We start from the raw sequence: 12118 nt of genomic DNA, 5'->3' as shown, positions 1-12118 counted from the left end.
TTCGGTCAGAACACGGTCGCATAATGCAAAAAGCCCGGTGGCCGTGAGGCACATCGGGCTCAGTCAAGACTCACTATGGAGGCACCGTGAAAGCATTGCAAGGCGTTGAAGGTCGTGTGGAATGGGTTGAAGCACCATCGCCGACTCTGGATGTAGGACAAGTCCGCATCAAGGTCGCAGCAGCGGGACTCAATCGTGCCGATTTGCTGCAACGCTCGGGGCATTACCCGCCACCGCCGGGTGTCACGGAAATCCTCGGCATGGAATGTTCCGGTGTGATTGCGGAAGTTGGCACGGGCTGCGCCTGGGAAGTCGGCGACCGCGTGTGCGCGCTGGTTGCGGGCGGGGCAATGGCTGAAGAAGTGGTGGTCGATGCACGGCATGTGCTACCGGTGCCCGAGGGGATTTCACTGCACGAAGCGGCGGGGATTCCCGAGGTGTACGCCACCGCCTGGCTGAATCTGTTTCAGTTGGCCGGCCTCAAGCCCGGCGAAAAAGTGTTGCTGCACGCTGGGGCAAGTGGCGTTGGTTCAGCCGCCATTCAGCTTTGCAAGGCCTTCGGCAACCCGGTATGGGTCACCGTGGGCTCGGCGGAGCGGCTGGCGTATTGCGAAGCGCTTGGTGCCCAGGGCGGCGTGCTGCGCAACGAGAACCTTGATGCGCTTAACGACTTCGCGCCGTTCAACGTCATTCTGGACCCGGTGGGCGCCAACTACGCCGCGCTGAATCTGAAGGTGCTAGGCATTGATGGTCGCCTGGTGCTGATCGGTTTGATGGGCGGAAGCAAGTCCGAGCTGGACTTTGCAAAGGTGCTGGGCAAGCGCATCCATATCCTCGGCTCGACCCTGCGCAGCCGCGACGACCAGTTCAAGGCTGACCTGCTCAGCGACCTGGGCCAGCACGTCATGCCGCTGTTCACCGAAGGCCGGCTGAAGCCACAACTGGCGCGCAGTTTTCCGATCAGTGAAGCGGAAGCGGCCTACGCCGAGCTGGCGACCAATCAGGTGTCGGGAAAGGTCGTGCTGGTGATCGACGACAGTCTGGTGTGAGAGCCTGCTGATCCGCAGGGCTTAACCTGTGGGGGCCTGCTCGCGAAGACTGCATGGCAGCCGCTGAACATTTGGCGGATGCACCCGCCTCAGCGCGAGCAAGCTCACTCCTAAATACTGCGTTCCCTTGAGCGCACTGGCTGGATTACTTCCAGTGGTGAATCGGCCATCCAGCTTTTTCCGCCGCTTCACGCAATACCGGATCCGGATTCACCGCATGGGGGAAGTCCACCTTCTGCAGCAGCGGCAGATCATTGCGCGAATCCGAATAGAAACTCGCCCCCTCAAGGTTCTCGCCTTCCTGGTCCAGCCACGCCATCAGGCGGGTGATCTTGCCTTCGCGGTAGGTGAGCACGCCGCTGGTTTTACCTGTGTAGACGCCGTGGGCGACGTCCAGATCAATGGCCAGCACTTCATCAACGCCGATGCGCTCGGCAATGGGCTTGACCAGATGCACACCCGACGCCGAGATGATCAGAATGCGATCACCGGCGGCGCGGTGCTCGGCGATGGCCTTGGTGGCATCGCTGAAAATGATCGGCTCGATGTAATCCTCGACCCAGGGCCCTACGAGAAAATCCACTTCCTCCGGCGTGCGGCCGACCATCGGGTCCAGGCTGAAGGCCATGTAGTCTTCCATGGCCAGTTCGCCTTTGCCGTAGGCTTCCATCAGTTCGTGGTCTTTCTTCATGAACCACTCGGGATCGACCCAGCCCAGCCGCCCCATCTGCTCGCTCCACAGGCTTGAACAGTCACCGTGGATCAGGGTTTCGTCCAGATCGAAAATTGCTAAAGCCATTAAAGCTGTCCTCTTTTTTGATACTTGCGCAGTCCCCTTGTAGGAGCGCGCTTGCCCGCGAATGCGTTGGATCAAGGGGCATCTAAGGTGCTGACCCACCCCATTCGCGGGCAAGCGCGCTCCTACAGGGTTGGCGTTGAATTCATGCGACTTCACACAACGCCGACGCTTCGATGTGCAGGGTGACGCGCTGGCCGTTCGGGTGCAAGTCACTGGCCGAACGGTTGAGCACGTCGACCACCAGTTCCACGCCCCGGGCTTCGACGCGATAGCGGATCACGTTGCCCAGCAGGCTGTGGCTGCGCACTTCGCCTTCCAGCGAGCCGGTCAGGCTCAACTGGATCGCTTCCGGGCGAATCGCCACGCGGCTGTTGATCGGACGTTGCATCAAGCGGCTGGCGGCGTCGGCTTCCAGCAGGTTGTAGTTGCCGATGAAGCCGGCGGCGAAGGCGTCGACCGGCGCGGTGTACAGGGTTTCGGCGTCGCCACTCTGCACGATCCGGCCCTGATTCATGAGGAAGATCCGGTCGGACATGGTCAGCGCCTCTTCTTGATCGTGGGTCACGAAAATCGTCGTCAGGCCCAGCTCCTGTTGAATGGCGCGGATCTGCTCGCGCAGGTGCTTACGGATGCGCGCATCGAGGGCCGACAGCGGCTCATCGAGCAGCAGCAGGCGAGGGCGGGTCACCAAGGATCGCGCCAATGCCACACGCTGACATTGCCCGCCCGACAGCTGATGCGGATAGCGCGTGGCGAACTCGTTCAGCTCCACCAGCTTGAGCACCTCGGCCACCCGCTGCTTCATTTCGTCGGCACTGACTTTCTGCATGCGCAGGCCGAACGCGACGTTCTGCTCCACGTTCATGTTGGGGAACAGCGCATAGCTCTGGAACACCATGCCGATGCCGCGCTTTTGCGGCGACACCGGCACCAGGTCTTTGCCGTCGAGGAATATCCTGCCGCTGGTCACCGACGTCAGCCCGGCGATGCAGCGCAGCAGGGTGGACTTGCCGCAGCCAGACGGGCCGAGCAGGGTGACGAATTCACCCTTGTGGATTTCGCAATTGATGTTGCTGAAGACCGCTGTGCTGCCGTAATTCTTCTGCAGGTTTTCGACACTGACGAAGCTCATATCAGTCTTTGTCCTTGTTCAGTCGGTTGGCCGCCCACGTCAGCAGCAGTACGAAAAAGAAGTAGGAAATCACCAGCGCGCTGTTGAAGTGACCGCTGCTGTTGCGCATGTTGTTGAGGTAAACCTGCAGGGTTTCGTAGCGGGTGCCGACCAGCAGATTGGCGAACACGAATTCGCCGAACAGGAACGAGAACGACAGCAGCAGGGCGATCATCAGGCCCTTGCGCAGGTTCGGCAGCACCACCAGAAACGCGGCCTGAAAGGTGTTGGCGCCGAGCAACTGCGCTGCGTCCATCAGGTCGACCAGATTGATCGCCTGCAGGTTGTTGGTGATCGCCCGGTACATGAAGGGGAGTGCCACGGTGAAGTAGCAGCCGATCAGAATCCACGGCGTACCGACCATCGCCAGCGGCCCCGACCCGTAAAGCTGCAACAGGCCCACCGACGACACCACTGGCGGCACCGCGAAGGGCAGCAGGATGAGGATGTTCATCAGCGCGTCGAGCTTGGGAAAGTGGTAATGCACGACGAACAGCAGCGGCAGAATCAGCACCACCGACAGCGCCAGGGCACCGACGCACACCAGTAACGACTGACCGAACGCGCGCAGAAAACGCGGGTCGCTCCACAGCGCGACGTACCATTTGTAGGTCAGGCCATCGGGCAGAATCGTCGCCGACCAACTGGTGGCGATCGAATACACAAAGGTGCCCAGCAACGGCGTCAGCAGAATCAGAAACAGCAGGTACACCACGACGCGGTGGTAAAGCCCCGGCGGGCGGCGTTCAGCGCGAGACATGGTAGCTCCTCTTCAACAACCACTGATGCACCACCGTGACCAGCGTCATCATCCCCACCAGAATCATTGCCAGGGCACTGGCCATGTTCGGGTCCAGGGTGATGTCACCCGCGACCATCGCCGCAATGCGGATCGGCAGCACGTTGAAGTTGCCGGTGGTCAGCGCATACACCGTGGCGTAGGCACCCAGCGCGTTGGCCAGCAGGATCACGAAGGTGCCGAGCAGCGCGGGCGTGAGCACCGGAATCCCGATGTGCCGCCAGAAGTCCCAGCCGCTGGCACCCAACAGTGACGCCGACTCGCGCCAGTCTTCCCGCAGCGCGTCGAAGGCCGGGTAGAGCAGCAGCACGCCCAGTGGGATCTGGAAGTAGGTGTACAGAATGATCAGGCCGGTTTTCGAGTACAGGTTGAAGTCATCGATGATCCCGGCCTGTTTCAGAATCAGCGTCAGCGCGCCGTTGAAACCGAGCAGGATGATGAAGGCGAACGCCAGCGGCACCCCGGAAAAGTTACTGGTCATGTTGGCGAACGCACTGACGAAATCCCGCAGGCGCGACGGCACTTTGCGCAGGGAATAACTGCCGAGAATCGCGATGACGATGCCGATCAGGCTCGACCAGAAACTGATCTCCAGGCTGTACTGCATGGCCTGACGGTAGAAGCGCGAGTTGAACGCCTTGACGAAGTTGTCGATGCCCCAGCCGGCGTCCGATTGCAGGCTGTTGATCGCCACCCAGGCCAGCGGCGCGATCTGAAAGGCGATGAAGAACACCGCAAAGGGCACGAGGCACAACAGCGCCAGCCATTTGCCGCGGCTTTGTGAATTCACTTGAGCACCTCTCTGCACACAGGTTTGTCATGGGGCACGCCGAGCAGCTCGCAGACGGTGCCGCAGATCTCGGTCTGTTTCGGTCGCGCTTCCGGGTTGAGGCTGAAGGCGTCACCGAGCACGAACAGCGGGACTTCACGTTCTTCCGGCAGCACGCCGTTGTGCGAGCGGTCGTTGTTCATGCCGTGGTCGGCGGTCACCAGCACTTGATAGCCCGCATCCAGCCAGCGCTGCAGGTACTCGGCCAGGATGATGTCGGCGGAGCGTGCGCTGTTGCGGTACTGCGGGGTGTCGAGGCCGTGCTTGTGGCCGGCGTCATCGATGTTCATCGGGTGGACGAAGAGGAAACTAGGCGCGTGGGCCGTTCGAAGATGCTCGGCGTCGTCGAACAGGTGGGAATCGGGGTAGTGATCGACGTAGTAGAAGTGACCGTGCTGGATCGGCAGGTCGGCGTTGTCGGTGTGGCGGTCGCGTGCGGCAATGAACGGGCTGCGGTTGTACAGCTCGCTGACCCAGTGGTACGCCGCGGCGGCGGTGGTCAGTCCGGCGTCGGCGGCGTAATGGAACACGCTGCGCTGGTTGGAAAGTCGGGAAACCTGGTTGTGCACGATGCCGCTGTCGATGGGCGCCACGCCGGTCAGGATGCACTCATACAGCGGGCGTGACAGCGACGGCAGTTCGCATTCGAGTTTGTACAACGCCGCGCGGCCTGCATTTCGGTAGGCCAGCAAATGCCCCATCGCATGTTGCGCCACGCTGTAACTCAGGCCGTCCAGCAGGATGAGGATGACGTTGTGCTTCATGGGCCGCTCCGGAGGGTGGATCCCCAAACATTACTGCAGGAGTGAGCTTGCTCGCGATCGCGGTATGCCTGCGACAGACAGGTAAACTGACACACCGAAATCGCGAGCAAGCTCACTCCTGCAAGGGGCCTGCATTAGCAGTTGAGGATCACTGCATCTCGACGATGACTTGCTCGTTCCACTGTTGTGGCAGGGCCTTCGAGGTTTTTTCCCACGCTGCAGCGTCTTTGATCGGTGTCACGTTCTTGTACTGCTCGTTAGGCAGCAGCTTGGCTTGCACCTCTGGCGGCAGCGTCAGGTGTTCGGCGCGGATCGGGCGCGCGTTGCCTTTTGCCAGGTTGATCTGGCCGTCGTCGCTGAAGATGTATTCACGGGCCAGCTTGGCGGCGTTCGGGTGCTTGGCGTATTTGTTGATGATCGTGGTGTAACCCGAGATCACCGAACCGTCGGACGGGATCAGCACGACGTAGTCGTCAGGATTGGTCATCTTGGCCTTGTAGCTCAGGCCGTTGAAGTCCCAGACCACGCCCACTTCCACTTCGCCTTTTTCCATCGACTGAATCGACGGATTGTTAATGCCCAGACGCTTCTGCTTGGCCAGTTCGGTGAACAGTTGCAGGCCCGGCGCGAGGTTGGTTTCATCGCCTTTCATGGAGATTGCAGCGGCCAGCACACCGTTGGCAGCCTGGGCCGCGGTGCTGACGTCACCGATGGTGACCTTGTACTTGCCGTTTTTCAGGTCAGCCCATTTGGTAGGTACGTCGGAGCCATGCAGCAGTTTTTTGTTGACGATGAAAGCGATGGTGCCGGTGTAGGCCAGCGCCCAGTGACCGTCTTTATCCTTGGCCCAATCCGGCACCTGTGCCCAGGTGCTCGGCTTGTAGGGCTGGGTCACGCCCTTCGCGACAGCAATCGGGCCGAAGGCGGCACCCACGTCACCGATGTCGGCGCTGGCGTTGTCTTTTTCCGCATCGAACTTGGCCACTTCCTGGGCCGAGCTCATGTCGGTGTCCATGTGCACCAGACCGTACTTGGCGGTCAGGTCGGTCCAGGTGCCTTTCCAGTTCGCCCAGTCATCGGGCATGCCCACGCTGTTGATCGCGCCTTCGGCCTTGGCGGCGGCTTCGAGGGTTTTGAGGTCGGTGTCGGCGGCCATGGCCGAAGTGCTCAGCGCGATGGCCGAACCCAGGAGTGATGCCAGCAAAAGGTGTTTCATTCGAAGCTCCTTTGTGCACTTCTCGACGGACTCATAGAAGTGGTCGTTGCGGATGGTTGGTCTAGGTCAGCAATACCTGAGCCAAGTTAGGCCAGTAACATGACGCTTTCGTGTCTGGACCGACTCTTGCTGAAGCAAGTCCGAGCCCCGGCGATCGCTGTGAAATGAGCGTAGACCATGCTCAAGCGCCTGATCTGAAAGGCCCTGATGATTTCCTGAGCGCCGATGTTACCGCCGCGGCTTGCTGGAATGTCACGCAACGGTCATCTCCGCTGCCTAGGCTCTGGAGCACCAAGACGGGCCAGGCGGCGAGCGACGCTGCCCTTAAATAGCGCTGGTCTAGTCCAGATAGGTAACGCAATGCGCGAAGAAATGCCCCGAGCGGTGACGACCATCTGCAACGCGCTGCAAGAACAGATCGAACACGGTCTATTGCCGCCGGGCAGTAAGTTGCCGGCTGAACGCAAGTTGAGCGAGGTCTTCGATACCACACGCATCACCTTGCGCGAGGCGCTGGTGCAGTTGGAGGCCAGGGGCTTGATCTACCGTGAGGAGCGGCGGGGCTGGTTCATTTCACCGCCGCGACTGGCCTATGACCTGATGCGGCGCAGCCACTTTCACGCAATGGTTCAGGCCCAGGGCCGAGTGCCTGCGACCCAGGTGATTTCCGCGCGGCTGCAACCGGCCTCCGCCGTGATTTGCGGTTTGCTGCAATTGCCGGCGCTGTCGAGTGTGATCCAGATCTGCCGCGCCCGCCGCATTGATGAGCGACTGGTGCTGTACGTCGAGCATTACCTCAATCCTGAGTACTTCCCGCAGATTCTCGAGCTGGACCTGAACCAGTCGCTGACCGAGCTCTACGCCCGCCATTACGACATTCGCTACGGCCAGGTGCGTTTCGAGATGGTGCCCACGGCGTTACCCGTGGAAGCGGCGGGTGCGCTGAAAGTCTCCATCGGCAGCCCGGGCCTGCGCATTGCCCGGGTCAACCACGACCAGCGCGGACGGCTGATCGATTGTGACCTGGAATACTGGCGCCATGACGCAATTCACGTGAGCGCGGTGGTCGCGGATATCTAGGCCGACTTATACCGAAGCATCGTCCTTCTTCTCGCGCACTTTGTTCACACGCCCGCCAGTAGTGCTGACCTGCACGTTCAGACGCGGGGTCGCCAGGTCCATGCCGGACTCGTCCAGATACCTTTTGAGCGACAGATTGAACGCCCGGGACACTTCCCATTGCTTGATCGGCGCGGTCTTGAAGCGCGCGCGCAGAATGGCGTTACCCGAGTCGAAACTCTCCACCCCCTGAATCTCCAGCGGCGACCAGATGTTGCGCCGTTGCAGTGGGTCGGTGCGCATCTTCTGGCCGACGTCACGGACCATCTTCAGCGCGTCGTCGATGTTCATGTTCGCTGGAATTGCGATGCGGAAAATCGCGTAACCGAACTCCCGGGAGTAGTTCTGGATGCTCTTGATCTCGCTGAACGGAATGGTGTGGACGATGCCGTCGATGTCGCGCAGGCGCACGGTGCGGATGGTCAGGCCTTCCACGGTGCCCAGGTGGCCGCCGACGTCCACGTAATCGTCGATGGCCAGCGAGTCTTCGATGATGATGAACAGCCCGGTGATCAGGTCCGCCACCAGTGACTGCGCGCCAAAGCCGATGGCCAGACCGATCACACCCGCACCCGCCAGCAGCGGCGTCACGTTCATGCCCATGTTCGCCAGGGCGACGATCAGCGCGATGATGAAAATGGTCACGAACAGCACGTTGCGAATCAGCGGCATCATGGTCTGCGCGCGGGTATTGGCCAGGCCTTTGCGCGAGCGGGTGAGGGCGTGGTGGATCGCCGTGTCCGCGAGAATCCAGATCAGCCAGGCAAACATCAGCGTCGCCGCCAGCCCGATCAATCGGAGACTGATGTCGCGGCCGTCACCTTCGGCGAAACCAATCAACGACAGCCCCCAGACCCGCAGGCCGAGTTCTATGAACACCAGCCAGATGAGCAAGTGCGCGACGGTATAAAAGAAGTTTTTCAGGCGGTCCGAATACAGCGCATGACGCTTGTGAGCGTGGCTTGGCTTGAGTGAATGACGCCGCACCAGGCCGTTGATGACCATGCACATCACCAGCAGCACGGTACAGATCAGGGCCTGACGTAATGCGGTACTGGTGTCGCCCGCCGAAAAGAACGTGGCGAACAGGGAAACGCCCACCAGCACCAGCGCTGGCAGGTACCAGAACGTGCCGAGGACCTCGATGCTGTCGCTCAGGGCGCGGCGTTTGAGGCGACGCTCCAAGGCCTGGTTGCGGATCAGGTGCGCGATCGGGCGCCGGAAGCGAATGATGAACAGGCCGGTGGACAACGCGGCCATGACATTGGCCAGGGTCGCGGCGGTGTGCGCCAGGTGCACGCCAAGGCTGGCGACCAGGCGCGGGTCGCTCAACGCCTCGCCGAACGCGGCAAAGCTGCCGATCCACCACAGCGGCCGAAACGCCTGATGCCGCAGGATGTACAGCGCCCGATGCCGGTGCGGTCCGTCCAGCAGTGAAAACGCAATGACACAGACCGCCGAGAACAGCGTGCCGACCACCAGCGCGTAAGCAAGCACCATCGCCAGATCCCGGCCGAGCGATGGCGGCAGCGAGTAACTCAGGTAGATCGTGATGACCAGCGCCACCAGCCACGGCCCCAGCTTGCGCAGCGCGAAGCGCAGCATGTCCGACAGGCGCGGGTGCTGCGGAAGTTCGGCGGAAAGGCCGAAACGCAAGCGCACCTTGTGGCTCAGCCAGATCAACGCCGCCGCCAGCAACCCCCAGATCGCCAGCACCACGGCAAAGCCCCAGATGATCGGCCACCACTGGTTGGCCGGCAGCATCAGCGCCATCAACTCGTCCTCCGCCAGCCCCGCCTCGTCCGCCCAGCGGCTGAGCGGGCTGTCGGTGCCGGTGAACTGTTTTTCCAGCTCGGCAAGCGAGCTGCCGATCAGGCCCAATACGCCTTGCTCAACGGTCGGCTGCGCTTTCTTGGTCGCGTCCCGCAGTTTCTTCAAGTCATCGAGCAACTTGCTGCGCTGTTGATCGTTTTCCAGCGACGTGATCACCTCATCCAGGGACTGCCCCAGTGGCTCCTGAGCCTGAGGCTGCGTTTTGTCACCGCCACTGAGCAGGCTTGGCAGGCCCGCGGCGTGGGTCAACGCAAACGGGAACAGCGCCAGCAGGCAAAGCAAAAACAGGCGGGGGAGAACGGAAAGGCGGGTGGGAACGATCACCTGGAAACAAACCTCGAATAGACAGGCGCTTGGGGTGGCGCGGTGTGGGAGCCGTGCCGGGGCAAGCAGAGGCGGATGAGTTTACGAGGGGAGAGGGGGTGTGGCGAGGGGGAATTGTGAAGTCCGGGACAGCGCGAGGTGCAGGCCGTTTCCATGACCCGTGAAGGACATGGATCGGCCTGCTTTCAAGAGTTGTTTGAGATCAAGGCAACTCGGCACTCGCATAGAACGCCGACAGCACCTTCACCAAATGCGCCAGATCCTGACTGCCCGCCAGTTCGCGGATCGAGTGCATGGCGAAGGTCGGCAGGCCGATATCGACGGTCCGCACACCGAGGTGGCCCGCCGTGATCGGGCCGATGGTCGAGCCGCAGGCCATGTCGCTGCGCACGACGAAGCTTTGCACCGGCACTTCTTCGGCCATGCACAAATGACGGAAGAAGCCGGCCGTTTCGCTGTTGGTGGCGTAGCGCTGGTTGCTGTTGACCTTGATCACCGGGCCGGCATTGAGTTTCGGGCCGTGGTTGGCGTCGTGCTTTTCAGCGTAGTTGGGGTGTATGCCGTGGGAATTGTCAGCGGAGATCAGCAGGGATTTCTGAATGGTGCGGACGTAATCGTCACCTTCCGGCAGTAGACGTTGCAGCACTTGCTCCAGCATCGGCCCGTCTGCACCGCAGGCGGACGTGGAGCCGACTTCTTCGTGGTCGGTGCAGATCAGCAGGCAGGTTTCGTCGCCGTCGGCATTGAGCAACGCTTGCAACCCGGCGAAGCAGGACAGCAGGTTGTCGAGCCGGGCGCCAGCGATGAAGTCACCGTTGAGGCCGATGACGGCGGCGCTTTGGGTGTCGTAGAAGCTGAGTTCGTAGTCGAGGACGACGTCAGCGTTCAGGCCGTGTTCGCGGGCCAGTTGATCGGTCAGCAGGGCGCGGAAGTCGGGACGTTCATCGCCGGCGACCTGGGCCAGGATCGGTGGCAGTTCGGTCTGCGGGTTAATCGCCCAGCCTTCGTTGGCGGTGCGATTGAGGTGGATCGCGAGGTTGGGGATGATCGCGATCGGCAGTTTGAAGTCGATCAGCTGGCTTTCGACTTTGCCGTCCCGGCGAAAGGTGACGCGGCCGGCGAGGGAGAGGTCGCGGTCAAACCACGGGGCAAGCAGGGCGCCGCCGTAGACTTCGACGCCCAGTTGCCAGAAGCCCTGGCGCTGCAGTTCGGGTTGCGGTTTGACGCGCAGGCACGGGCTGTCGGTGTGGGCGCCAACGAGGCGAATGCCGCCGGTGAGGGGCGACAGGCGGCCGAGTTTGAAGGCGACGATGGAGGAGTCGTTGCGGGTTACGTAGTAGCGGCCGCCCGCTTCGGTGTACCAGGGCTCGCGTTCGTCGAGGCGCTGGTAGCCGGCGCCTTCGAGGCGTTGGACGAGGCTTGCGGTGGCATGAAAGGGGGTGGGGGAGGCCTTCAGGAAATCGATAAGGCCCTGATTCAACTCTTCGCGCATAGGTTACTCCAGGCAGCAATGGGCGGGAGTTTACAGGCCAAAAGGGGTTTTGATCGAGATCAAGATCAAGATCAAGATCCTTAAGATCAAGAGCGCCTGCCTGGGGGCAGACTGTTTCGCCTTCGGCGAGTTACTTGATAAAGCCCCAAGTAACCAAGGGCTCGTGCTCCTGGTTGGGCTCCTCCTTCGTCGGAGTACCCTCACTCCGGTCTCGCTCCGTGGGCCCGCCGCCATCCGCCATCCATGGCGGGGGGCGGCTCTCGCCGCATCCATGCGGCTCGGCCCACTGCGCGAGACCTGCGTTCAGCCTGCACCCAAGTCGCGATTGATGTCGTCTGGGATTCTTGTGGTTGAAGATCAAAATCAAGATCAAAAGCTTCCCGGCTGAAGCCGGTCCTACGCGGGGGACGCAGTGTGCTTTTTAGTGGGACCGGCTTTAGCCGGGAATGGACGCGGAGCGTCCTCGGATGCATACCCACGCAGAGCGTGGGCACGATCGTAAGATCAACAGCTTCCCGGCTGAAGCCGGTCCTACAGTCGGCGCCAATCGCACAGTCGAGGCTAATCCCACTGGATGCATGCGATTTCTTGGTAGGACCGGCTTTAGCCGGGAAGAGGCCAGTATGTGCGCTGGTAGTTTTGCAGACCGCCCCTTTCCCTGTGGGAGCGAGCTTGCTCGCGAATGCTGTTGCTGTGCTTTTTGATCTTCCTACACAAAAGATC

At 61.5% G+C, this 12118-nt stretch carries 10 protein-coding genes; 2 read left to right on the top strand and 8 right to left on the bottom strand.

Annotated features, from left to right (window positions below; translation table 11 throughout):
• Positions 1–86 precede the first annotated feature (86 nt).
• Positions 87–1049: an NAD(P)H-quinone oxidoreductase gene (locus ACYAR8_RS09190; RefSeq protein WP_463579700.1), complete on the top strand. Its 963-nt coding sequence runs from the start codon at positions 87–89 to the stop codon at positions 1047–1049.
• 145 nt (positions 1050–1194) lie between these two features.
• On the opposite strand, the gene ACYAR8_RS09185 is transcribed toward ACYAR8_RS09190, so the two are convergent.
• From ACYAR8_RS09185 to ACYAR8_RS09160, 6 genes are all read right to left on the bottom strand, one after another.
• Positions 1195–1848, bottom strand: a complete 654-nt coding sequence (locus tag ACYAR8_RS09185; RefSeq protein ID WP_463579699.1) for an HAD family hydrolase — start codon at positions 1846–1848, stop codon at positions 1195–1197.
• Positions 1849–1990: 142 nt separating this feature from the next.
• Positions 1991–2980, bottom strand: coding sequence for an ABC transporter ATP-binding protein (locus tag ACYAR8_RS09180; protein WP_463579698.1), 990 nt, complete (start codon positions 2978–2980; stop codon positions 1991–1993).
• A 1-nt stretch (position 2981) separates the two neighbouring features.
• Positions 2982–3779 (bottom strand): ABC transporter permease, encoded by a 798-nt coding sequence (locus ACYAR8_RS09175; RefSeq protein WP_463579697.1) that lies wholly within the window; start codon positions 3777–3779, stop codon positions 2982–2984.
• Entirely contained in the window at positions 3766–4608 is an 843-nt protein-coding gene (locus ACYAR8_RS09170; protein WP_463579696.1) for an ABC transporter permease, read from the bottom strand. The genes ACYAR8_RS09175 and ACYAR8_RS09170 overlap by 14 nt, the downstream gene beginning before the upstream one ends.
• Entirely contained in the window at positions 4605–5411 is an 807-nt protein-coding gene (locus ACYAR8_RS09165) for an alkaline phosphatase family protein (RefSeq protein ID WP_463579694.1), read from the bottom strand. Before ACYAR8_RS09165 ends, ACYAR8_RS09170 begins: the two co-directional genes overlap by 4 nt.
• Before the next feature lie 148 nt (positions 5412–5559).
• Positions 5560–6627: an ABC transporter substrate-binding protein gene (locus tag ACYAR8_RS09160; RefSeq protein ID WP_463579693.1), complete on the bottom strand. Its 1068-nt coding sequence runs from the start codon at positions 6625–6627 to the stop codon at positions 5560–5562.
• 360 nt (positions 6628–6987) lie between these two features.
• Here ACYAR8_RS09160 and ACYAR8_RS09155 point away from each other — a divergent pair, with 360 nt between their 5' ends.
• The gene (locus ACYAR8_RS09155) at positions 6988–7707 is read left to right on the top strand and encodes a UTRA domain-containing protein (protein WP_074890572.1); all 720 of its coding nucleotides are present in this window, start codon (positions 6988–6990) and stop codon (positions 7705–7707) included.
• 6 nt (positions 7708–7713) lie between these two features.
• Here the strand turns inward: ACYAR8_RS09155 and ACYAR8_RS09150 are convergent, their stop codons facing one another.
• Complete coding sequence (locus tag ACYAR8_RS09150; protein WP_463579692.1) at positions 7714–9903, bottom strand: mechanosensitive ion channel domain-containing protein; 2190 nt, start codon at positions 9901–9903, stop codon at positions 7714–7716.
• A 202-nt stretch (positions 9904–10105) separates the two neighbouring features.
• The gene (locus ACYAR8_RS09145; RefSeq protein ID WP_074890571.1) at positions 10106–11395 is read right to left on the bottom strand and encodes a M18 family aminopeptidase; all 1290 of its coding nucleotides are present in this window, start codon (positions 11393–11395) and stop codon (positions 10106–10108) included.
• Positions 11396–12118: the final 723 nt, after the last annotated feature.

Source organism: Pseudomonas sp. HP_01 (assembly GCF_055284355.1).
This window is presented reverse-complemented; position numbering and strand designations above follow the sequence as displayed.